The sequence below is a fragment of the Bacillus sp. XT-2 genome, assembly GCF_025696525.1.
Taxonomy (GTDB): Bacteria; Bacillota; Bacilli; order Bacillales; family Bacillaceae; genus Bacillus; species Bacillus halotolerans.
Map to the genome: position 1 here is coordinate 80509 of NZ_JAHVOC010000009.1, position 24301 is coordinate 104809.

General features: G+C 47.5%; 20 protein-coding genes. 5 read left to right on the top strand and 15 right to left on the bottom strand.

Annotation, left to right across the window (positions count from 1 at the left end; translation table 11 throughout):
- Positions 1-20 precede the first annotated feature (20 nt).
- Both ltaS1 and KXD37_RS20080 read right to left on the bottom strand, forming a co-directional pair.
- Complete coding sequence (ltaS1, locus tag KXD37_RS20075) at positions 21-1940, bottom strand: lipoteichoic acid synthase LtaS1 (RefSeq protein ID WP_024120525.1); 1920 nt, start codon at positions 1938-1940, stop codon at positions 21-23.
- 453 nt (positions 1941-2393) lie between these two features.
- Positions 2394-5582 carry a bifunctional cytochrome P450/NADPH--P450 reductase gene (locus tag KXD37_RS20080; RefSeq protein ID WP_263463707.1) on the bottom strand — a complete coding sequence of 1063 codons (3189 nt, stop codon included), beginning with the start codon at positions 5580-5582 and terminating at the stop codon, positions 2394-2396.
- Between the two features lie 148 nt (positions 5583-5730).
- Between KXD37_RS20080 and KXD37_RS20085 the strand changes: the two genes are divergently transcribed.
- Positions 5731-6801, top strand: a complete 1071-nt coding sequence (locus tag KXD37_RS20085) for a DUF3900 domain-containing protein (protein WP_095714392.1) — start codon at positions 5731-5733, stop codon at positions 6799-6801.
- 33 nt (positions 6802-6834) lie between these two features.
- Here the strand turns inward: KXD37_RS20085 and KXD37_RS20090 are convergent, their stop codons facing one another.
- A complete protein-coding gene (locus KXD37_RS20090) occupies positions 6835-7944 on the bottom strand; it encodes an FAD-dependent oxidoreductase (RefSeq protein WP_127695730.1) in 1110 nt (369 codons plus the stop codon).
- Between the two features lie 161 nt (positions 7945-8105).
- Here KXD37_RS20090 and KXD37_RS20095 point away from each other — a divergent pair, with 161 nt between their 5' ends.
- Positions 8106-8609: a MarR family winged helix-turn-helix transcriptional regulator gene (locus KXD37_RS20095; protein ID WP_127695732.1), complete on the top strand. Its 504-nt coding sequence runs from the start codon at positions 8106-8108 to the stop codon at positions 8607-8609.
- A gap of 186 nt (positions 8610-8795) precedes the next feature.
- Here the strand turns inward: KXD37_RS20095 and KXD37_RS20100 are convergent, their stop codons facing one another.
- From KXD37_RS20100 to KXD37_RS20110, 3 genes are all read right to left on the bottom strand, one after another.
- A complete protein-coding gene (locus KXD37_RS20100) occupies positions 8796-9440 on the bottom strand; it encodes a Bax inhibitor-1/YccA family protein (RefSeq protein WP_010333322.1) in 645 nt (214 codons plus the stop codon).
- A gap of 115 nt (positions 9441-9555) precedes the next feature.
- A complete protein-coding gene (locus KXD37_RS20105) occupies positions 9556-9723 on the bottom strand; it encodes a YezD family protein (protein WP_024120518.1) in 168 nt (55 codons plus the stop codon).
- 155 nt (positions 9724-9878) lie between these two features.
- Complete coding sequence (locus KXD37_RS20110) at positions 9879-10748, bottom strand: STAS domain-containing protein (protein WP_024120517.1); 870 nt, start codon at positions 10746-10748, stop codon at positions 9879-9881.
- A 197-nt stretch (positions 10749-10945) separates the two neighbouring features.
- On the opposite strand from KXD37_RS20110, the gene KXD37_RS20115 reads away from it, so the two are divergent.
- The 3 genes from KXD37_RS20115 to hmoA all read left to right on the top strand — a co-directional run bounded on the left by KXD37_RS20115 (position 10946) and on the right by hmoA (position 12311).
- Entirely contained in the window at positions 10946-11428 is a 483-nt protein-coding gene (locus KXD37_RS20115) for a hypothetical protein (RefSeq protein WP_106022435.1), read from the top strand.
- 95 nt (positions 11429-11523) lie between these two features.
- Positions 11524-11886: a VOC family protein gene (locus KXD37_RS20120; protein WP_106021468.1), complete on the top strand. Its 363-nt coding sequence runs from the start codon at positions 11524-11526 to the stop codon at positions 11884-11886.
- A 101-nt stretch (positions 11887-11987) separates the two neighbouring features.
- Positions 11988-12311 (top strand): heme-degrading oxygenase HmoA, encoded by a 324-nt coding sequence (hmoA, locus tag KXD37_RS20125; protein ID WP_024120514.1) that lies wholly within the window; start codon positions 11988-11990, stop codon positions 12309-12311.
- Between the two features lie 36 nt (positions 12312-12347).
- On the opposite strand, the gene KXD37_RS20130 is transcribed toward hmoA, so the two are convergent.
- From KXD37_RS20130 to mgrA, 9 genes are all read right to left on the bottom strand, one after another.
- Positions 12348-13043 (bottom strand): DUF421 domain-containing protein, encoded by a 696-nt coding sequence (locus KXD37_RS20130; RefSeq protein WP_106021469.1) that lies wholly within the window; start codon positions 13041-13043, stop codon positions 12348-12350.
- Between the two features lie 75 nt (positions 13044-13118).
- On the bottom strand, positions 13119-14462 hold the full coding sequence (gene lplD / locus KXD37_RS20135) for an alpha-galacturonidase LplD (protein WP_263463708.1): 1344 nt from the start codon (positions 14460-14462) through the stop codon (positions 13119-13121).
- Positions 14463-14470: 8 nt separating this feature from the next.
- Positions 14471-15358, bottom strand: coding sequence for a carbohydrate ABC transporter permease (locus tag KXD37_RS20140; protein ID WP_095714388.1), 888 nt, complete (start codon positions 15356-15358; stop codon positions 14471-14473).
- 13 nt (positions 15359-15371) lie between these two features.
- Positions 15372-16328 carry an ABC transporter permease gene (locus KXD37_RS20145; protein WP_024120510.1) on the bottom strand — a complete coding sequence of 319 codons (957 nt, stop codon included), beginning with the start codon at positions 16326-16328 and terminating at the stop codon, positions 15372-15374.
- Between the two features lie 54 nt (positions 16329-16382).
- A complete protein-coding gene (locus KXD37_RS20150; protein WP_095714411.1) occupies positions 16383-17891 on the bottom strand; it encodes an extracellular solute-binding protein in 1509 nt (502 codons plus the stop codon).
- A 122-nt stretch (positions 17892-18013) separates the two neighbouring features.
- Entirely contained in the window at positions 18014-20587 is a 2574-nt protein-coding gene (locus tag KXD37_RS20155) for a hypothetical protein (protein WP_263463709.1), read from the bottom strand.
- A 44-nt stretch (positions 20588-20631) separates the two neighbouring features.
- Positions 20632-22626 (bottom strand): beta-galactosidase, encoded by a 1995-nt coding sequence (locus KXD37_RS20160; protein WP_263463710.1) that lies wholly within the window; start codon positions 22624-22626, stop codon positions 20632-20634.
- A 5-nt stretch (positions 22627-22631) separates the two neighbouring features.
- Positions 22632-23285, bottom strand: coding sequence for a rhamnogalacturonan acetylesterase (locus tag KXD37_RS20165; protein ID WP_024120506.1), 654 nt, complete (start codon positions 23283-23285; stop codon positions 22632-22634).
- Positions 23286-23288: 3 nt separating this feature from the next.
- Positions 23289-24299, bottom strand: a complete 1011-nt coding sequence (gene mgrA, locus KXD37_RS20170) for an L-glyceraldehyde 3-phosphate reductase (protein WP_263463711.1) — start codon at positions 24297-24299, stop codon at positions 23289-23291.
- Positions 24300-24301 lie beyond the last annotated feature (2 nt).

The window sequence follows — 24301 nt, forward strand, 5'->3', positions numbered from 1 at the left end:
GCTCAAGGCTCTTCTTTGTCTTATTCGATATCTTTTTCCTTGCCGTAATGATAATCAGAAGGATCAACGGCTTTAAAGTCACTGAGTTTGTGGAATCTCAGCAAATCTTTGTAAAGGACACTGTCTGAAAGCTTCAGCTGCTGTGTCACTCTCGTTTTCAGGTTCTTCGTATCTTCATTCGCTTTTACTTCTTTACCTGTCTTCGTATCATAGATGATATTGTCGACAGATGTGTACTTCGGCGTTACAAAGTCGCCGTTTCTAAACGCCACTGTGTCGTCGTGGTCTTTAGAGAATAAATCGGTACCGAAGTTGATATATTTCTCAGAATCAATACCTTGCAAGTGAAGAAGTGTCGGCATGACGTCAATTTCGCCGCCATACGTATGGTTCACTCCGCCTTTTTTGCCAGGAATGCGGATCATCAGAGGCACACGCTGGTTTTGTGCGTTTTGATAATCTGTGATCTCTTTTCCGAGAATTTCTTTCATCGCGCGGTTATGGTTTTCAGAAATCCCATTGTGGTCACCGTAAATCATGATGACTGAGTTGTCATACAGACCTGCTTCCTTCAGTTCCTTGAAGAATTGCTCAAGGGACTCGTCAAGGTAACGGGCAGTCTGGAAGTAGCTGTCGACTGTATTATCGCCAGTCGTCGCTTTCTTAATCGTCGCGTCTTTTTCATCCAAGTTAAACGGATAATGGTTTGTCAAGGTAATCAAATGCGCGTAAAACGGCTTTTTCAGAGATTCAAGTTTTGGAATCGATTCTGTAAAGAACGGCTTATCCTTGAGCCCCATATTAATGATGTTTTCTTCTGACATGTCATACGTGCTTGCGTCGAAAAATTTGTCATAGCCGATATGTTTGTAAATCTGATCGCGGTTCCAGAACGATTTGTAGTCACCGTGCAGGACGGCGCTTGTATAGCCTTCCTTCTGATCCAAAATCGCAGGAAGCGACTGGTATGTGTTTTCGCCTTTTGTTACAAATGCGGAGCCTTCCGGAAGACCGAAGATCGAGTTATCCATTGTCAGCTCGGCATCAGATGTTTTACCCTGACCTGTCTGATGGAAGAAGTTATCGAAGTACGTGACGTCTTCGCCGCCGTGGGCCAGTTTATTTAAGAATGGCGTAACTTCTTCACCGTTCAGCTTGTAATCAATCAGGAACGACTGGAAGCTTTCCAGGTGAATCTTAATGATGTTTTTGCCTTTGGCAGAACCAAAGTACTCAGCGTTCGGCTTCGCGTAATGTGACGTCGTGTAATTCTCGACACTTGTCAGATCATCGCTGCTTGCATACGCTCTTTGCGTTTCTGTTTGAGCCGTCTGCACACCGTCATAAATGGTGTAATTGTAAAGACCTAAGTATTTTACGATATAATTGCGGTCAAATGTTCTTGTCAGCAGCTGCGGGCGGTCTTTTTCCGCAAAATGCAGGTTGATGAAAAACAGTGCGACCCCGGAAAGGATCACCAAAGACGCAAAACGTTTTTTCATTTTGAATCCTTTGAATTCAGGTCTCCAGATCAGTACCGCAATCAAGATGATAATATCTAAGAAATAGAAAATATCATGACCGGCCATGATGCTGAAAATACCGTCTCCCATGTTTCCGACGTTACCGGACTGTTTAATGTTCGGGAACGTTAAGAAATCATCAAAGAAACGATAGAATAAAATATTTGCATATAAAATGAACGTCATCACAAAATCAATAATCAGCATGATAATAGCCGATTTTCGCCCTTTCGCAAGCAAAGCCAGTCCTAAAAAGAAGACGGCGCTTGAGAACGGGTTAAACACCAAAAGGATTTCTTGGGTTGTGCCTTTTACCCCAAGGTTAAACTCTGTTTTGTAGGATAAATACGTTTTTGCCCAAAACAGTATAACAGCCAACACAAAAAAGCTAAGTTTGTAAGAAAAAAGTTTCTTCATGGCAACCTCTACTTTCTTAAACACTTTAAGTCTTTATTTACTTTTACCTTCTCTTTTATCCTGTCTTTCAATTCCTTCTTTCCAAACAAAATCAAGGCATCACACAACAAATAAATATACCGCGCTATACCGGGATATTTACGTTTTGCACCATACCATTTCTATTACACCTATTTCAAACCAAACACTGGACGAAAGAAGCCCTCAATTCGTTTCACTTTTTTTCTCGTAAATAAAAAAGGTTTCTTTTGTCATGCCCGCTTTTGGAAAAAAAGAAATAGATACCGAGTATAAGAATAACATAAACTAGCAAAAACGAGAAATAGGTCTTAAGGACAGCCCGCCCATCAGGCGGACTGTGGTTATTGTATGCACAGACGTTTAGCGAGATCACATTTTTTTAAAAAGGACATAACAAAAGGACTGGATCTTTCCAGTCCTTTGTAAAAACAATCAAATCCCTGACCAGACATCCTTTGCATACATGCCTGTTTCCTGCAGATGTTTGAGCCAGTTTTGCGCTTCTTCTTCACTGGTGCCATGAACAGACTGATATGCGTTTTGCAGCGCGGCCTCCACATCAGGCGCCATCCTGCTGCCGTCACCGCATACATAAAGCCGGCCGCCGCGGTCGAGGATCGAAATTAAGGTTTCCGCATGTTCCGCCATGAGGTGCTGAACGTACGTTTTCGGTATGCCTTCTTTACGGGAATAAGCCGTGTGCACAGTAACAATTCCGTCTTGTTCAAACTGCTTAAGCTCATCCCGGTAAATAAAATCGCGGTCATTTCTGCAGCCAAAATAAAGGTGGGCTTCGCCGAGCGTTTTTCCCTCGCGTTTTAAAGCTGACCGAGCTTGCAGGAATCCGCGGAATGGCGCAACCCCTGTTCCCGGCCCCACCATGATGATTGGTGTTTCAGGGTCTTCCGGGAGCTGAAATCGGGATTCCGGTGTGCGGACAAACATCACGACATCATCTCCCGCCTTCCGCTCCGCCAAGTCATTCGATGCCACTCCGCGATATTCGCCGCGGCCGCTCCAAGCCGGCCCGCGCACAACGCCTACAGTTATCGAGGCTTGTTCCGGATTCACCCGCGGAGAGCTTGAAATCGAATAATACCGCGGTTTTAACGGGCGTAAAAGCTCTAAAAACCGTTCAAACGGCATTTCACATGCTTCATATTGTTCGAGCAGATCCAGCATGGAAATCCGTTTTTTCAAAATTTGTTCCTGATAAACGCCCTCTTCCGTCATATCTTCCAATTCACGTTTATGAGGCGGACAGACGGTAAATGCGGCCAGCTCGCGTATTTGCGCCCTAGTTGCCGCTTCCTGCACCTCGACGCTGTAGCTGAGCAGATCATGCAGGCTGACAGGCCGATCCAAAGGCAGATGCCCGGAGCTGCGCCCGCTTGCCGTCAGTGTAACTTGGTCAGTTCCTTTTAAGCCGAATCTGTGAAGAATCCGGCTGACATTTGTCCGGCTGTTCCTTGGCAGAACGCCAAGGTGATCACCTTCCCGGTATTCGACGCCAGAAGGCAGCGCAATTTCAATATGGCGGGTGCTGCGCCCACTGTCTGCGGACTGGAGTTCACGATTTTCCGCAATGGATGCGTGAACCGCTTCATACGACCGGGCTAATGGGGATTCTCCCAGCCCCATGACAAACTGAAGGCTCAGCGTACTTCTCTCCTTATCAGCGTTTTCATTAAGCTCGAGTCCGAAGGCTTTGATGGCGTCCGACCACATGCTTTTTTTCCACTGATCAAGCTGTCCTTCAAAATCACCGCTCACATCGCCCTCTCCGCGTGCAGAAAAACGGGTCGCCCCTTTTTCCGCTAGCTGCTCGTCAATCGTTCGGGGTACGTACTGATACGTGCTTGCCCAGTTATGATCTCCGCAGCCAAACACCGCATAATGGACACCCTCAAGCTCACCCGGCTGTATTTCTTCAAGCCACTGCACAAACTGCCCCGCATTGCTTGGCGGTTTTCCATTGTAGGAAGAGGTGACGATCACAACGGCTCCCTCTTTCGGCAGTTTTCCAATCTGATCGTTCAAGGGCGCAACCTCAGTCCTTACGCCGTGAAGACTGGCTGTATCTGCAAGTTCCCGGGCGACGCCTTCCGCAGTGCCGGTATCAGAGCCGTACAGTACGAGAAGCGGCCGGTTGTTGAGACCGATAACCGATGCACTTTTCATTTCCTGTTTGCCCTTTTGTTCATCGTTGTGCTCCGCTTTTTCCTCAGACGGGACGCCGGCATGAATCGCTTCCTGATTTCGCGTTTGAACCCGGATGTGAAAATCACCGGGCTTAAGTGTCAGCGTTTGTTTGATATCAAGCTCATAATTCTCATGATCAATCAAAGTGAAATATTTTAACATCATGCCCAGCACAAGTGTAGCCTCATGCAGGGCGAACTGCATGCCAATACAGGCTCTCTGTCCATTCCCGAACGGCTTGTAAGCATGATGAGGCACTTGGTCCTGATGTTCGAACCGTTCTGGACGGAATTCCTCAGCATCCTCTCCCCATGCGTCTTGATCGCGGTGAAGCTGCGGAATCAAGACAGAAATTCTGTCCTTGGTTGTGATCGGATATTTTCCGCCAATGACCGTATCTTCCTTCGGATAAAGGCTGAAAGCCGGAGCCGTCGGCCATAGACGCAATGATTCATTTAAAATCATCCGGATGTATTTCAGGTCAAGCACTTGTTTATAGGTCGGCGCTGCATCCGTCAGCACCCGGTCGACCTCTTCATACGCCTTTTTCAATTTGTCGGGATGCTTCAATAAAAAGTAGATCGCAAACGAAAGCAGACCGCTCGTTGTTTCATGGCCGGCAATTAAAAATGTAATGATCTGAAAACGGATGTTTTCATCATCAAGCTTTTCCCCGGTCTCCGGATCTTCCACCTTCAGCATCCGGGCGAGCAAGTCTTTTTCATCCTGGTCCCCATCCGCCTTGCGCTCTGCAATAATGCTGTCGACTAACGAAAACATCGTTTGAATATCGTGGTGGAATTGGCGCTTTGTTCTGACCATGAGTTTATCCTGAACATCAAGCCGCTGCATCTGGTGCATCGCTTCATCCAGCGCGCGCACCATGCTGTTGATAAACGGATGAGGCGTTTCTCTGTAGTAGCTGTTAAAACGATAGTTAAATCCGCATAACCCGATCGTGTCCAGCGTCAGCCGGGTCATATCCGCAGGGACGTCGACTGCTTCATTCGGATTGAGCCTGGCCCACTTTTGAATCAGCTGAACAGCGATATCGACCATTTTTTCATGATAATCCTTCATGGCCCGCTGGCTGAACGTCGGCATCAGAATGTTGTGCGCTTTTCTCCAGTTGGGCTCATGCGTCCAGCTTGTAAACAATCCGTCACCGGAAAACGCGCGAACTTTTTCCAAAGCGCCTTCAATGCTTTTATCGAAACGCTCTTCATCACAAACTTCTTTCACGAGTTCATGGCCGGACACCACAATTGTCGTGCCCGCCGGTGTGTGAATTTGAAAAATGGGGCCTTGCTCTTCCGCCAATTTGATCAGTGACAGGGTCGGTTTATCTTTATCAATTAAAGGAAGATTGCCGAGCGGTCCAAACGTCTTCGGCTGAGGAATCGGGCTTGTTTCCTTCATCGAACCATTCCTTTCGTATGTAATGCTTTCTATCTGACTACATTTCCCTTTCATGGTGATGATTATTCCATTTCTCTGATTGACGCCTGATCATTGTTTTTTCTATACTTGAGAAGCTGTACAATACGCAAATAAGGTGAGTTCATATATGGATTTTGAAATTCGATTTTTATCCTTTTATGTCATACAGGTGGAGGGCAAGGATGAGCAGGCAAACAAGCAATTCAAGCACTTCCAGACCCTTGATACAGAGGAATTTGAAGAAAGCGAACTGAAGGACTTTCTTGACGGAGAGCTGAAAAAAATCGTCAAACGGAAAGCGGATCGCCATCCCCAATCCGAGCAGGTGCCGACGAAAATCGGCCATTTTATCGTCGAACCCGGCCACGAGCTGGATTCCAACCCGAACTACAACATGTTCAACCGTGCGCGCCTGGCGGAAACAAAAGAGGACTTTAACGAGCTGAGCGAACAGTTCGTCCGCACGTACCTAGATACAAGCGCGGTCCGCGGCGGTGTGTTCTTAGTCGCTTCGGCTGTGCCGAGAAAGTACTTCGACGAGTCATTTGTCTTCATCATGAAATGTGATTTTGAGCCGAAGGTCGCCCGCATCTCAGACGCGTCTTCCCTCATTAAAAAAGTCGAAATGGCCATCACGACAAAAAACATGAAGAGTATCCAATACCCGTTCATGCCGGAGGAAGGAATGGTCGAGGAAGGCGAGCTGAAAATCCACCAAGCCTCGCACGCCCGCTATTTCGAGGATTTCCTGAAATTCGTTGAGTACGGCGAATCAATGCCGGAAATCATGAAAACCCAGGTCATGAACATGGTGCAGGAGCACGTCTATGAGACATTTGAGGACAACAGTGAAGAGCTCAAGCAGTTTGAACAAGACATCGAAATCTGGGAAGCGAGCGAAAAACGGGAAATCCAAGAACGCCTCGACACGCATCAAGTGATCGAAGCCTCCGCCCAGATCATCGAGCACACGCCGGAAGCCGAGCTGAAAATGAAAGTCGGAGAAACCGAGATTAAGGGATTGCTAGCTGATTTTGGCGAATCGATTCATCTTGCGAAGGTGAACGGGCGCTATGTCGCGCTGATTGAAGCGGAGACGATTTCGTTTGAGAAGGGCAGTTCGCCGGTGGAGTTTTATAAACCGGAGGGGCTGCATGAGGTGATTGAGCGGATACGGAATAAAACAGAGCAAGAATAAAAAGTCCAGAATTCAATTCTGGACTTTTCCTATTTAATATCCTTCTCTCAACACCGCATAACACTCCCCGATCAGCTCTTCCGCTCCCGGCTCTCCTTTCAGCCCGCGGCGGACGATTTCTGAGGATAAATCCTGCACTTTGAGCGCTCTTGGCGCTCTTCTTTCGTAGTATGCACGAAATGCGGTTTTGATGCCGTCGTGGTTTTTGAGTTCTTCGGCGAGGACCATGGCATCCTCGATGGCCATTGCCGCTCCTTGTGCCAAGGTCGGCGCTCCGGCATGGGCGGCGTCTCCCCCGATGACGACGCGGCCTTTGTACCATGGCTCCTGCACGGCGACTTGCTCCAGTTTATTAAAAATGACGGGGTGTTCTTTTGACATATGCTTTGTGACAAAATCAAGCCCCGGGAAGCCTGAGAGGATCTCTTTGACTCTATCAAACCGGGTCTCTTCCTCATCCCAGTAATCGCTTGTGCAAGGCTGGAGGACGAAGACATAGCCGGCGTGTTCCGCCAATGGCACGACGCCAATTTGTGTCTCTCCACTTCTGTACATCAATGTCGCGTCCTCAAATGTGTAATCGGGAAGTTCAATATAAAAGCGCCACGCCCCCATGCCGAGAAACTCTTTTTCTATTTCTTTTTGCAGTATGGCATCCCGCACAATGGAATGAATGCCGTCAAAGCCCGCCAGAATGTCGGCCTGCATCTTTTCTCTATCATCAAATATGGCAGTAACCGCTTCAGGCGTTTCTTCATAAGCCACAATCTTTTTCCCCCACAAAATCCTTGCGCCCGAAGCTTCGGCATGCTTGATGAGAATATCATTTAACATTTTTCGCAGGATATTATTGCGGCCCGGAAGCTTATCATCTAAGAAAGACTCACTGACTTTGAATAATAGATTCCCCTGCTTATCGAAGGTTTTAAACCATGCTGTTTGAAATCCATGCTCGCAGCACTCTTCAAATACGCCCAGCTCCTTTAACACCGCCAGTGCGTTTTGCGGCTGGAGAATCCCTGCGCCGGTCTTGCGGTTTTCTGCAGCCGCTTCACATAAGGTGACGGAAAAACCTGCTTTACTGAGAGAAATGGCTGCCGACAGCCCGCCGATTCCGCCCCCCGCAATCAGTATATGTTTCATGTTGATAACCACCTTTTCAGTTCTCTGTATATAGTTAGGTACCTAACTATATTACCTTACTATGTGCGGCAAACAGCTGTCAATCATCTCCAACACGGGTTGCGTTCTGATTTTCCCTCCATTATAATCGTGTCACGACAAACGTACGGGAGCTTATTGTGATGGAATTAAAACATTTACCGAAATACAAGCATATAACAGAACATGCCGAGACGTATTCCAATGTGGACACCGGTTCTCTTGAATTATTTTTATCTTTGTTTGATATTTCGAAAAAAATGAATCATGTGATGGAGCATTATTTCGCCAGACGCGGACTGTCTGAAGGAAAATTTAAAATCCTGATGCTTTTGTTCGACGCAAAGGACCACACGTTAAGCCCGACGGAGCTCGCCAAGCAATCGAGCGTCACAAAAGCAACGATTACCGGGCTGCTTGACGGACTGGCGAGGGACGGATTTGTCCGTCGCAGGCATCATAACGAGGATAAACGAAAAATCAGCATTGAGCTGACAATGGAAGGTAAAGAACGGCTGAAGCAATTTCTGCCCGGCCATTTCAGCAAGATTTCCGCTGTTATGGAAAACTACAGCGATGAGGAAAAAGACATGTTCGTGAATATGCTGGGCGATCTTTTTGAAAAGCTAAGCGTGTTTAAAGACTAAAAAACCCCGTCCGATCTGGACAGGCTACAGCACTTTTTTTAAGCACGGTGACAAATATCGCTGATTACAAACACAATGCCGATCAGAACAGATGTAAAAATGCCGGACACCTTTGTCAATCCACTGTACATAAAAAAACGCCAACCGTTACAAAAAGCGCCTATCTTAATGACAGGCGCTTTCTGATTAATCATCACTGCTTAAAATGCCAAAGAAGCGAAGCAGGTTGATGAACAAGTTGATAAAGTCAAGGTACAGCGATAATGCCATAACCGGAATTAAGTCCTCCGTAATATCGCGGTGTTTGATTTGGTTCAAATCATACAAGATGTAAAGGGAAAAGACGATGGTTCCAATAACGGAATACGCCATCATCGCCGCGGAATTCAGCGGGCTGAAGATGCTGAAAATGCCAACCGCAATTAGTGCGATGAGCGCTACGAGCAGAAACGACGACAGGAACGATAAATCCTTCTTCATTTTTGCGCCGATTGTGCCGAGCACAGCAAAAATTAAAAATGTAGATCCGAACGCTTCAAGTACCACATAGGCGCCGGCTATTGAAGCGTAGTGGCTGACAATCGGAAATAGGGTAATGCCGGAAACGAAGGCGAATGTATAAACAAACGCATACCCGACCGCTTTTCTTCTGCGCATCCAGAAGGCGATAATAATCATCGCCACTTCAAGGATTGAAAGCGGCAGCATCAAAGCGACAGGAATAAACTGGCCGATGTACAGCCCGACGGTTGCGATCAGCAGTGTAAAGATAAACACTGTCAAAATGCGCTGCATGATCGAATGCTTACTCTCATGAACTGTAGCTTGCATGTCAATAATCCTCCTAAGAAATGATCTTAAAGGTCTATTATATAAAAAATGGATGAAATATGTATATGTTTTAAGGAGAATTTAATGTCGAACAAAAACCTTTTAAACACCTCTTTTACTTCGATTCTTTGCTTTTCAGTGAGAAACGGTGCTTTTCGACCTTCTCAATCTGTGTGACCTGGGAATCGTGTACGGTGATTTGAACGGTGCCGAAATCCAGTGTTTCCAACGAGCTGATAATTTTTTCAATCACTTTCGGATCAACGGTTGTTTTTGAAACCAATGACCTTCCCCCCTGTTCGGTTTTAATTCATAGTATTCTTATAAGAATTATAATATTATGTTTTTTCCAATAAATCAATGGTGATTTCTATTCACATCAAAAAGGCATATGATCACCTCATCAAGGGGCGGTCATATGCCTAATCAGATTTCATCTTAGTTTTGTTCCAATTCCTCAACAATACAGCGGACGCCCATGTTTTCAAGCGCCTGCTTCAGCGTGCCGTATGTTTCATATTCACTGAAATCAAGCCCTAATTGAATGGATGTTTGGGCGACATCCGGCCGAATGCCTGAAAATACGGCTTTGACGCCAAGTAAGAAAAGTGTTTTTGACAGGTTGTACAATTGCTGTGCAACCATTGTATCCACAATCGGGACGCCGGAAAGATCGACAACAAGACTTGTGATTTTTCTCTCAATGCATCGGACCGGCACTGTCTCTAAAATCACCTGCGCACGTTTTGTGTCTACAGAGCCAATCAGCGGCAATATGCCGATTCCATCCGCAATGGAAATCACCGGACAGCCTAATTCACTGATCAATTCCTGCTGAGAAGTGAGCCTCATCAGCATAAATTTTTGATACTGCTCGGAAAACTCAATAATCAGCTTATCGAAAGACTGATTCACAATACGGTTCCAGCGGTCAGCATCCTCATTTGTGACGATATCCCGATGCTCTTTTATAAACGTAACGACAGCATCCCAGAATGCGATTCTTGAATTTGATATGGCTTCGACGACCTCATGCACCGGAACATCTTGCTCTACTCTTTTTTTCGCAACATTCAGCGCCCATTTTGCCATATTGTCTTGAAATTCGGTTTGTTCCTCCAGGAATGCACTTGCGATTGTTATATTCGTAAACGTATGCTGCTCTGTCAAAAGCTTTTTGGTTTCTTCACTTAAATGCTCGGCGGAATATAATTCGCCTTGCAGCTGACTTCGTAAACTGAACCATTTCTCAGTAATGTCAGCCGTATGGTCTATGATATATTGATATAGTTTTTGATCGATATTCACGGTCTGTCTCCTTTTTCATAATAGAAGCTCTTATATTATAAAATTATAAATCGGAATTGTGAATGGGACTAGGGAAAAATGGATTGATTCTGCACAATGAGCGCATGCCAATTCTATCCATAGGCAGATTCACTAATATAAGCCCACTCTCATATCCTGTCAAATGTACAGTTTACTATGAGAAAGGACGTTATGATATGTATTATGATCCATATATGTATGATGGGCCGATCTATGATCCATGGACTCCAGTAGAATATGATTACCGCTACCCAGTTGGATATCCAGGGCCTGGTATCGGCGGAGGCGCCGTACCTGGTATTGGCGGGGGTGCCGTGCCTGGTATTGGCGGAGGCGCTGGGCCTGGTATTGGCGGAGGCGCCGTGCCCGGTGTTGGAGGCGGGGCGCCGCAAGGTCCTCCCCCGCATAAAAAGCCGGCAAAACCGACAAAGCCTCAGGGCTTGCACGGGGCAGCTTATTTAGTTGAACCCGTTCTCATTCAGCCTTGCCTCTTCCGTTTTACCTATGTTTGGTTAACCAACGGCAGCTCATTTTGGTTCTATCCAGTCATTCTTGGCAGAGAATCCGTCGGCGGCTTTTATTGGGATGCCTCACACCACCGCTGGTTTTATTACGCCTTGGACACAAAACATATAGATGTCGTAAGCTGCTCATTTTAATGGTAAATCAGCCGGTTCTCCCGGCTGATTTTTCTGTGTTACTTCAGCTTTATAAAGGTTATGATATACATATCTATTGAATTGGAGGTTTCCCTATGATCAAACAAATCGGCACTGTGGCTGTATATGTTGAGGATCAGCAGAAAGCGAAGCAATTTTGGTCGGAGAAGGTGGGTTTTGACATTGTGGCGGACCATCCGATGGGGCCAAACGCAAGCTGGCTGGAGGTCGCGCCCACGGGGGCACAGACTCGTTTAGTCATTTATCCGAAAGCGATAATGAAAGGCGCCGAACACATGAAGGCTTCTATTGTCTTTGAGTGTGAAGACATCTTTGGTACATATGAAAGAATGAAGGCAAACGGCGTAGAATTTCTCAGTGAGCCGAACCAGATGGAGTGGGGCACCTTTGTTCAATTTCAGGACGAGGACGGCAATGAGTTTTTATTGAAAGCATAAGTGTGACGGCGGAGAAAATGCTCCGCCGTGCTCTTTTTTTGACATTGAGAATGAATTTCATTTACAATAACGGATATATGAGCGTGATTGGAGAGAGATAAATGTTTGTTCAGTTAAGAAAAATGACGGTAAAAGAAGGCCATGCTGATAAAGTAATCGAACGTTTCAGCGCTGAAGGAATCATTGAAAAACAGGAAGGCTTAATTGATGTGACCGTGCTTGAGAAAAACGTCCGCCGCGGCGATGAGGAAGTCGTTGTCATGATCCGCTGGCAATCCGAGGATCACTGGAAACAGTGGGAAAAAAGCGATGCGCATATCGCCGGGCATAAAGCGAACAAAGGCAAGCCAAAGCCTGACTATATGATCAGCACTGAAGTGAGCATGTATCACGTGAGAGCTGTTAAACAAGGGACTCATCAATAACGAAAAAGAGCTTGGGCTATGCCGCAAGCTCTTTTTTCATGAGGATCTGCTTTCTTCAAATGTGATAGCGTACAGCGGTTTATTAGGATGCCATTCAGCAAATAAAACATCCTCAGTCTTTTCAATCCCCTGCTTTTTCAGCGTTTGCTTCAGCCACTGTTCGTCTACCCCTGCTTCTCGCAGGTTGTCATACACAATCTCCCCATCAAGAATTAACGTGGTGGGCAAAGACACATTTTGCTGCGGAAGATTCATATCTTTTCTCGTCGGATTGCCAAAATCGGATTTCTGAAGAACGCTGACCATCCCGTTTGTTTCTAATATGGCATATTCCACTTCCTGTATGGAAAAGCAGCCGGCCTGCCTTAAAAGGCTCTGCAGCTGATTAATGTCGAGCTTGTTTTTCTTCAGCATTTCATATTTGAGCTTTCCATTATGGATGACGATATTCGGTTCACCTTCCAGAAACTTTCTGGACCCTTTTACTTTTTGGGTAATGAATTCAATCATATAAATCAGCAGCCCCCACAGCAGCGAAGCGAAAATAATCTCTTTGATCTTAATTTCATGATCGTACACTGCATTTCCGACCAGTTCCCCTAAAATCAATGCAGAAATAAAGTCAAACGGCGTGATTTGAGAGAATTGGGTTTTTCCGAGAAACTTCAAAATGACAAATAAAATACCCAAACCGCAAACTAATTCTACCGCTACATTGAGATAATCTCCCATGTTGATAGCACCTACTTCTTAAGAGCTACTATCATTATGGTCAACTGCACGTTTTCTAAACGGTCACTGCTCCTATTATAATATCGGCTGGTGCTTTGAAAGCATGTCGTCAAAAAGCTGCTCCGCATCACGGCGGTCGAGCGTGACAAGCGGGTCATTGAGAAACGCTTGAAAAGCGAGACCGCGGTCCTTTGTTAGCCCCGCTTCCGCCACTGCCTCCTGATTGGATACTTGTCGTGCCGCCAGCATTTCCACACCCTTCGGCAGCGCTCCGGAAACAATCGGCTGGACACGGTTGCGGGTAATGAATGCGTTTGTTTCCACGATCGCATCTAATGGGAGATGAGCGACCTGGCCTTGATTCGGCAGATTCACATTTGTTACAAGTTCGCCCAGTCCGAGGAGTGCCGCAATGATATTCACGCCCTCTTCTCCTGATGCTTTCCTCTCAACACCCTGTTTTTGCTGTGCCATGTGATCCGTTTCTTTTTGTTTCCGGTCTCTGTCCTGTTTTCTGAAGGATATGGGTGTCAGGTGAAACTTCCATGTCTCAGGCTGTTTGAGATAACAACCGGGGAGAAACTCAGCCAGGTGCCTGTCACCGGCAGCGGGGATGGCACCGTACGTTTCAAATAAATCGAATGCAATACGGTGTGCAGAGCGAAATACACTGTCCTTCCAGCTTTCCCCCTCCAGCTCATAGCCGGATTCGGCATAATGCGCACAGAAATCATGGAAAACTGGCAGCAGATCAATATGCCGGTAAGAAGCTGCTGTGACCCATGTAAAATGGTTAATGCCCAGCACATGAACATGGACGTCTTCACGCCGCTTTACCTCTAGTCCAAGCCTATCTGTAACCATCTCCGCCAGCAGTTTTTGCGTGCCGAATACTTCGTGGCAGCAGCCGAACGCTTTTATGCCGGAAAACACTTTATACAGCGTTCTCGTGCACACAGACATTGGGTTTGTATAATTGATGACCCATGATTCGGGGGCGTAGTCTCTTATTGCCCGGGCAATTTCTGCAAATATCGGAACGGCCCGCAAACCTCTCATAATTCCCCCCGGTCCGACAGTATCACCAACTGATTGATAGATGCCGTATCGCTCAGGCAGATGAACGTCCGTTTCCATGTCATCCAGAGTGCCCGGCAAAATCGAAATAATCACGATATCCGCACCGGATAATACCTTTTTCAAAGTAGAAACCGCCTCGTACCGCCATCTGCCGTCTCCGCTGTTATTGCCGATGATTTCATTTTTCTGCGCCGCTTCAAAATTCAGATCATAGAGCGCCACCGTGCCTGACATTCGGTCATCAAGGGACAAATCGCTCATCAAGCTTCGGGCCCAGCCTTGGGACCCCCCGCCGATATAGGCGATTTTGATCTGATCTAACGTACTGATATGAAACACTCCCTTTCTCAGCCTTTCACAGAACCGATCAGCATTCCTTTGGCAAAATGTTTTTGTAAAAATGGATAAACCGCCAAAATCGGTATGGTCGCGATGACGATGACAGCAAGCTTAATCCCCTGCTCCGGCGGAATGGTATTTTGCATCGTATCGCCATTGGTCGCCGTTAAGTCCGATAAAATCGTGACCTGGCGGAGCACCATTTGCAGCGGCCATTTTGCACTGTCATTGATATATAAGAGAGCATGGAAGAAATCATTCCAAATTCCGACCGCATAAAACAGCGCAAAGGTGGCAATGACCGGCTTTGACAGCGGCAAGGCGATCCGCCAAAAGACGCCGATTTCTGAACAGCCGTCAATTTTTGCTGATTCCTCAAGCTCCTGCGGCAGCTGCTGAAAGAAGTTTTTGATAATAATGAGGTTAAACGGATTGATCGCCATTGGCAGGATCAACGCCCAATAGGAATCCAGCAATCCAAGTGATTTGACAACAAGATACGTCGGAATCATTCCCCCGGAAAACAGCATCGAGAAAATCACAAGATTTAAAAGCAGATTCCGTCCCTTCACATGCCGCTTCGCCAGCGGATACGCCATCGTAAAGGTGAAAAACAATTGCACGGCTGTCCCGACTACGGTAATGAAGATGGATACGCCCATACTTCTGATAAACGTCGGTGTCGAAAACACGTACCGATAAGCGTCAAGGGTAAAGGTTTTCGGGAAAATAAAGAAGCTGCGCTGAGCAAGCTCAGCTTCTGTCGCAAAGGAACCGGCGATAATATACAAAAACGGCAAAATGGTAATCGCGCCGACGCCGCCAAGAAACAAAATGTTGCAGACGTCAAATACCCGTCCGGCTTTTGTGTTGTGCATCGTGTGAATGTCAGCCATACCTCTCCCTCCTTTAAAACAATCCTTCTTGATCGAACTTTTTCGCGATGTAATTGGCACCGAAAATTAAGACAATCCCGACAACCGATTTAAACAAACCGACAGCTGTGCTGTAGCTGTACGCGCCTTGGGTAATCCCCATCATGTAAACGTACGTGTCGAAGATGTCAGCCACGCTGCGGTTAAGCGAGTTTGTCATCAAATACACCTGTTCAAAACCGATATTTAAAAAGCTTCCGATCCTTAAAATCAAAAGAACAATGATGGTGCTTCTGATTGCCGGAAGCGTAATATGCCACATCCGCCTAAACCGGCCGGCCCCATCCATAATCGCCGCCTCATATTGCTCCTGATCCACCGTTGCCAAAGCGGCGAGAAATAAAATCGTTCCCCAGCCTGTCTCCTTCCAGATGCTTTGCATGACAATCATCGGCCGGAACCAGTCAGCGTCTGATAAGAAAGAGATCTGATTCCCTGTCAGGCTCATGACCATTTTGTTGATGACACCTGTATCGACTGTAAAGAAAACAAAGGTGATGCTGACCACGATTGTCCATGAGACAAAATGGGGCACGTAAATAAGGGTCTGAATGCATCTTTTATACACAGCCTTCCTCAGCTCATTCAACAGCAAAGCCAAAATGAGCGGCGCGGGAAAGGCAAAGAGCAGATCAAGGCTTGCCAGCATGAGCGTGTTGCGCAGCAGCCGGAAAAAATCCGGATTCATAAAAAAATCTTTAAAATAATCAAGACCGACCCATTCGCTTTTCCAGAAGCCGAGATATGGCGAATAATCCTTAAACGCGATAAGCACGCCCCACATCGGCAGGTATTTGAAAATCAGAAAATAAAGCAGACCGGGAATAAGAAGAAGATAAAGCCATTTGTCTCTTTTGAGCGCAGCCATCCAGCTGATGCCTTTTCCAGCAGTGAGAACTGGTGCGTTTCCCTTCTTCGGCACCGTTTCCATATCTGTTCTCCTTTCGTGATACCGGTGCGCCCGCTGAACGGCAGGCGCATCGGTTTATTTTGACGATTGATACAATTTGTTTAAATCCTTCATCAGTTCATTTCCGCCGCTGTTTTCCCAAAGCTTCACCGCATCCTTGAAGCCTTTTTCATCGATTTCTCCGATAATAAATTGTGTTCTTGCATCGAGAATGATGTTGTCCAGCTGGGCTCCTTTTTGGGTATATACATCGGATACAAGCGACTCAGCCGGGTTAAAGACGGCTATTTTTTCTCCTTCAGTGATGATGTCCTTGCGATGCTGGAAGAGCTTTGTTTTCTGATCTTCGATGTAGTACTCGCTTTTCGGGATGGACATGCTGAACTGTGCTAAGCCTTCATGCTCATACAGAAGGGATTTGTTGTTTTTTTCAAGAGAAGTGAATACGCCGTCCTTCAGCTCATAATTACGGTCCTCGACTCCGTTGTTGGTCAGAATCTGTGCTTCCTTATCGTTCAGCTTATCGAGGAAGGACAGCACCTCTTTCAGCTCTTTTTCCGTTTTCACACTTGATTTTGGTATCGCGATCATGCCTGAATATCCTGATGTCGGGAAAGTGCGCTTGCCTTTCGGTCCTTCTACTGTGCCGACGATATCAATGATATCCTTGTTCGACTCATCCGCTTCTTCCATGGCGCTTTGAATTTGCGACGCTCTGGAGCCTGTATCAACGATGACACCCGCTTTTCCTTTTACAACCGGGTCATTCCACTTCGCCGAATCCATAACAGCGAAATCCTTGTTGATCAAGCCTTCATCATACAGCTTCTTAAAGAAGGTGAGCGCCTCCATATATTCCTTCGTTGTAAAATCAGGCACCAGCTTCCCGTTTTCAACGCCGTAGCGATTCGGGGCGCCGAACCAGATTTGCAGAACATCCCACGGGCTTCCGTTGCCAAGCCCCATCCATTTCGGCACGACCATGCCGTACGTATCGTCCTTGCCGTTTCCGTCAGGATCTTTTTCCTTAAAGGCTTTCAGCACTTCATAAAAATCATCAAGCGTTTCCGGCATTTCGAGCCCGACGTTTTTGAGCCAGTCGGTTCTGATGATCATACAGGCTCTGATCAAGTCTCTCGATCTGTAGACCCCGTACACCTCGCCATTTACCGAGCTGTTCTTGAGTATCTTTTCATCAGCCTGGCTTACATTCTTGTAGTCTTTTAAATAAGGAGACAGCTCCCAAAAAGCGCCCGCTTTGACAGACTTAATAAAGCCGGCTGACTTATCTTTAATCACAATCGCATGCGGCATCTCCCCAGAGGCCATGACGATGTTAAATTTATCGTTGTAGGATGAATCAGGCACCCATGTGACCTTAATATCTTTGCCTGTGTATTTCTCTAACGCTTTTAATGATGGGCTTTTATCACTCGGGCTTTCCGGTGACAGCAGCGGCGCCATGATGTTGATCGTGTTTTTTGAATCGCTCGCTGAATTGGATGTTTCTGAATTGCTGCACCCGGCTATCATCATGGCAGCGAGCGGTAAAGCGAGCCATTTTTTTCGTATTCTTTTTTTCATGATGCGTAAGTCCCCCTTTTTCTCCTTTTTCATTTCTCCTTTGCCACCCCTAATATAAAGCGCTTACATAAATTCTTGCAATCTTCATTTTTTGCATCATTTCTCCTATGAATTGACGGCTGTTATCCTTTTTTGCCGGATGTATCTTTTTTTGCGGGGAGGTATTCACCAATTAATTCAAGTGCCGCAATGACATTTAAACACCATTGGGAGACAGTGTTTGTCGTTACCCACGGAAGCTCTTCAAGCTGAGTCCACGTCTCGATTTGCGCGGGGTTGATCGGAAGCGGCGTATGGCTCAGTTTATGGTCGAGCAAAAGATTCCACGCTTTTTCGGCGAGGTTATGGTCTTGTTTTTTTCTCGCAGCATAGGCTGTCATACCAGCCGCAAACATCGGCCAGTGAAAATGCCCGTCATGGAGCGCCCCTCCGCTTTTTTTGCGTTTTTCTTCATCACTGAATGTGTAAAACTCGCCGAATTCACTCAGCATTTCCTCCCATTCACGGTCATCGAGAAGCTCTGCCAGCTCCATCCACACTTGCGGCGCGCCAAACGCAATGATCATATGATAGCCGCCCGCGATGCCGTCTCCCATGTGATGAAGCATAGATGTCGCCGGATCATATTCAAACGTCGGACCTGATAATAAGCGAAGGGGCAGGCGTTTCAGGCAGCTGATGCCAGTTTGGATTTTCCTGAGATATTCAGGATTCTCAGTCCGCTCCCATTCCGCCAGCCAGTTCGAGCAAAACGCCGCCCAGTCCGGCCCCGTTCTGACGTGAGTCGGGTGCTCTCCTTTCTCGTAGAAAGCACGCATCGGATCGGTGTTCACTAGGGCGGCATCGGCGTCCTTCACTTCTGTCAAAAGATCTCCCGTGCGCTCATCGCCCGTCAGATAATAGTAGAATTTATAAAGACCGGCCATGCTGATTCTCGCTTCCTTGCAGCCGCATCCCCAGTGCACCACGTTATGCCGGGAGCCAAGCCCCGCATATTCTCCGAGATGAAAACAGTCGGTTTCACTTGTATGGCGGGTCATTGCTTCAGCCATTCGGAATAAGTCTTCTCTGCCGGAGCGGAAAAACGCCTGCCACAGCCACAAGGTCGGAACGAGCTCATTATTTTGCCACGCGTACCCGCCGAGATCATACCGCCACATATGCCGGACCGGGTCATACGTATGCATGACGTCCCCATAGTTCCAGAACCCGTACCATCTGCGCTGCTCCACTTCTTTTTGATAAAACAAGAAGGCGGCGTCCAGCTGTTCTTCCAGCTCTTTTTTGACCGGATCGGCCGTATCGATTACACTCCAAACGCCAAGCGCTTTTGACTCGTAATAAACGTCCGGCTCACAAATAAGCAATGGCGGCGCCTGCCATTTGTCCGCTAACGCATTCAGCACGTCATCAGACGGCATCTGAGAAAAGCATGACAGGCTGATGTCGTTTGTGTTGGCAATGCCTGTCGGATCAGAGCGCATCTCATCAAACCCTTCGTACGCGCTGACGACATGGGTGTTCCCTGTATAATGCCTGAAATCCATTGCTTCCGCGTCTGGCGGCCAGAGCCATACGGTCAAGTTCGGTTGATCACCGGCAAGACCTGTTATCTCAAGTGACGACGGATATTTTTCAAAAAAATACCGCAGACCGAGCGCTAAGCCTCCATTTTCGCCGCCCGCATAGCAAAGCCCTTTCGCCCGCGTACCATGCAGCATGTCAACCCACGAATATTCCTTGCCGGTCCGTTTTGCCAGTCGGTAATGATCGCTGGAGTCCTGAACGAGTTTCATATCATTCCAAACTGCGTTCTGTACGCCGTGTGCGAACCAATCCTTGTGCTCTTCACTTGGAGAAATCGGTTCCCCGTTGATGTGCCGCTGATAAAGAGGATGCCGTTCATTCCATTTGCGGGTGCCAAACAGCTGGGCGGGTTCTTTATAAACGCCTTTGTCCCCCGCAAAACGGAAATGGCGGTTGTACGGCTCTCCCTGTAAAAAGAGGTCAAACTGCATGCCAAGCCCTTTGATGAACTCTCGTTTGAAATTCCTGTCGATCAGCTGAGTGTGCATGATATTCATCTCTGAAAGCCCGGCATAAAACGTCAATCTGATAATGAAGGGCAGACATTCTTCATTTGTCTTTTGGAGTACATGAACCCCCTCAATCTTGATGACAGCTTTTACAGGACCTCTCTGTTCAATGACCGCACGTTTGATAAGACTGACCGATGTTTCATGTGAGAAAACCTTTTCCGCCGCCTTCTCCTTTCTCGTTTCCTTTATTGCGATCAGCCGCCCGCCTGCGGCGATCGGCTTTCCGTTGATCACCAGAGATTGAATGATGTCGGAGCCTGTTTTATTCACAGTGCAGACAAGCGCCCCGGTATCCACTTGGATTGCATCCTTTAACTCGTGGATCATGAGCTTTTTCGCTGGCAGCTGGTTTTCATCTTTTTGAAGGGTAAAGCTTGTATCGGTTTGTTCACTGAACACAGCCGCGTGCTTCGTCCATTTGATGCTCCCGTCCGGCCAATAGGCCGACGGATCGCTTTGCACATAGAGGCTTTCACCCTTTGCATTTACAAGCGCCAGACAGTCTCCCTTTTTCAATTCTCCTCTTTTCCAAGGCACACCCCACGTTACGCCGCTTGTCAGCTTAGGTTGCTCTGATAGCCATTTGATCTTTTTCATCGGTTCTCTCCTTCCATATAAAAAAGCTGATTCAATGCAAAGAATCAGCTGCGATTACCAAACTGAATCACACGGTATTCGTGTTGGCCGACTGACAGTCTCCCCGCTCCGACTGAACGGTTTGCCAAAAGATCGGTCCCCTCTTCCGGAAGCGTCACACTCCCGCCTTTTCCATTCATATTAACGATAACCCATACAAGGCCGTTTTCTCCTTTTCTCGGGGCAACAATCGTACCGGGGGTGACATCGGACCTGACAGAAACGGCTGCTTCCCCCGCATAGTGCCTGACGAGTGCTTCCAGCATTGCATTCCCTTTTTCGCCTGATGGAAGCGAGCCGAGCATGACCATTTTCCCTTCGCCGTGCTCTCGTTCTGACAGAAATGCATGGCCGGCACCTGGCCCGGATTCAACTGTGCCGAGAGTGTTTCCGCTCTCTATATCAAACACCGCGCTCCACAGCCCGAGCGGCGCCGTCATGCCAAACGCTTTTCCTGTATTGGCATCCTCGTTCATCGGGAACGTGAACAGTGTTTTGATTCCGGCTGTTTTCTCCAGTTCTCCAAGGCCATAATCGGTATGAACCGTATGCTCGCCCGTACGCCCTCCCGTCAGCGGCCCGGCAATCCATATGCCGCCCGCTTCAGCAAATGCGGAAGCTTTTTTGATAAAAGCAGAAGACAGATAAGGCACAAAAGGCGTAAACAGCACACGATAGCCCTCCAGCGGAAAGCCTTCCGGAACGAGATCACGATGAATACCCGTGTTGAGGATGCGCTCGTAAAAGTGTGTGATAAGCGTTCGGTGTTGGAGCCCCCGGTGAGGTTCTGTTTTCAGAAACGCTTTCGCCCTGTCGGAATAGGTCATTGCAACCTCAGCCTGAACGGGCACAGTAGAAAGAATGATCGGTTCGATTTCCTTTCTTGCCCGCTCAACCGCCAAAACGTTTTGATAACCAATCGTCGGCTCTCCCCAGGCACTAAGGACGGAACCGTGTGAAATCTCGCTGCCTGAACGCTGCTGGCGCCACAGCCAGTAGCAAAATCCCTCGCTCCCCAAGGCGTAAGAAGACACGGCTTCAGCTTGTAAATACCCATCGGCGTGCGGCATGGCACAGCTTTCGAGCGAGGCTGCATATGACGGACTTGTTTCCAGAATCCAGAACGGGCGGTCTTTTTTGAAATGCCTCCAAATATCACAATTTAATAAAAATGCAGATGCATTTTCTTGGGAAGCGTACGTATCATAGGAAGCAAAATCGAGATTCTGAAACATCCGTTCATTGTCTGTGCTGAACATGACCGAGCCGTTATGAGTGATTGGCGCATCTGAATAACAGCGGATGATTTTCGCTTGTTCATCCGCAAATTGAGCGATCATCTCCATCGAAAACAGCTGATACATCGTGCGCAATGAAGCGTGATGCAAAAACGGGGCCGGACCCGGCTGCGGCACCTGCTCAAAGGTTTGATAGGTTTCACTCCACACATCGGTTCCCCACGCTTCATTTAACCGTTCAATCACACCGTAACGGTTTCTAAGCCAGTCATGCCATAAGCTTAAGCACGTCTCACACATGCATTCAGCCACATGGCATTTAAATTCATTATCGAGCTGCCAGCCGATCAGCCCCGGCAAGTGTCCCAGCTCTTTGGCGATGCTTGTGGTGATGATGGCGGCTCTTTTTCGGAAATACGGGTTATTTGTACACGCATGCTGACGGGAGCCGTGTCCCATCACCTCTCTTTTTTCGTTGGTGTGCATTCGCTCAGGCCGGCCGTGCGACAGCCAAATAGGCGGTGTCGGTGTCGGTGTGCACATGATTGTTTCGATGCCGTTTTCATACATCCGGCTGATTATTTCCTTAAAAAAGCTCACGTCAATTTTTCCTTCTTCCGGCTCGATCACAGACCAGGCGAACTCACCAATTCGCACGACATTGATGCCGACCTCCCGCATCCTGTCAATGTCCTGCTGAATCGTCTTTTCATCCCATAGTTCCGGATAATAGCAAGCGCCGTGATATAATTTTCTCCCCAAGTCCTTCACCCTTCTTTGACGATAGATTCTGTTAGTGGCAGGCCCAGCTCTTTCATGCCTTTCGCTACGAGTTTTGCCATTTCATTTGCGCCTTTTTTTGTAAAGTGCGTGTAATCGTCAATCCCTTCTGAAACCATAAAATAGGTGTATACTTTTTCTTCGCCCTTCTCAGTAAAGAAAGCGAGGCTTTTTTCCATTAGATCAATGAGCTGGACATTCTCCTCAGCGGCTGTCTGCTTCATGGCAATGCAATAATCAGGAAAGTCGTTCAAAAACACGCCGTTTTCATAATGAAAGCGGGCTACTGGGGTAATGAGAAGCGGATGCGCGCCTTTTTCTCTAGCGCCTGCGATATACTGCTTTAAATATTGTTTATAGGTGGTATAGGGCTCGGTGTAGCGCTCCGGCTTATTTTTTGACGCGTCATTATGGCCCATCTGCACAAACAGCCAATCATCCGGCTCAATCACATCAAGGATCGCCTGAAGCCTGCCTTCCTCCACAAAGGTTTTTGAGCTTCTGCCGCCGATCGCTTTATTGATCACCTGAATATGCTCCGGCAGATGCGAACCGAGAAACTGCCCCCAGCCCCCTTGATTTGTACTTTCTCCATACGTTTGGACAGTCGAATCACCAGCAAGATAAATATGATGTGCCATGTCTCATTCCCCCTCGTTTTTTTCACTTAATATAAACTCAATGGCAGAAAGCTCCTTGTTTGAAAAATACGCTGATTGCAAGGCTTGAACGTTTTCCTCTATTTGTTGCGCCCGGCTTGCTCCAATTAAAACGGAGGTCATCCGGGCATCCTTCAAAAGCCATGAGAGCGCCATTTGCGGGAGCGATTGTCCCCGTTCTTTCGCAATATTATTCAGCCTTTGCGCCTTACTGACCGCCCTTTCGGTTATGTGCTCCGTCTGCAGGAATGGACTGTTCGCATCCTTTGCTCTTGAGGTTTCCGGGATGCCTGAAACGTACTTTGTCGTGAGAAGCCCTTGAGCGAGCGGCGCAAACGCGATGCAGCCGGCTCCCTTTTTGTCCAGCACATCAAGCAGCCCTTTTTCCGGATCTCGGTGAAACATCGAATATCGCGTCTGATGGATGGCGAGCCGGACTCCGAGCTGTTGTAAAAGATCGGCGGCGCGCTCTGTCTCTTCAGGGCTGTAGTTTGACAGTCCGACATACAAAGCTTTTCCTTGACGCACAAAGCCCGCCAGCGTCTCCATCGTTTCCTCAAGCGGCGTTTCAGGATCAGGACGGTGCGAATAGAAGAGATCCACATAATCAAGCCCCAGCCGCTTTAAACTTTGATTCAAGCTGGCAGTCAAATGTTTTTTCGAGCCGCCATTGCCATACGGCCCCTTCCACATGTCATAGCCGGCTTTAGTGCTGATGACGAGTTCATCACGGTAAGGCGCAAAATCCGTTTTCAGCATGCGCCCGAACATCTCCTCAGCGGAGCCGGGCGGCGGGCCGTAATTGTTGGCCAGATCAAAATGGACGATGCCTGCATCAAATGCGGCTCTCAGCGTGGACCGCGCGTTCTCCGGAGAATAGGCAGCGCCGAACTGATACCAGAGGCCGAGAGAAATAGCGGGAAGCCTTAATCCGGTTCGCCCGGCTTTGTGATAGGTCATTTTGTCATAGCGTTCAGTCTTTGCTTCGTATCCCATAC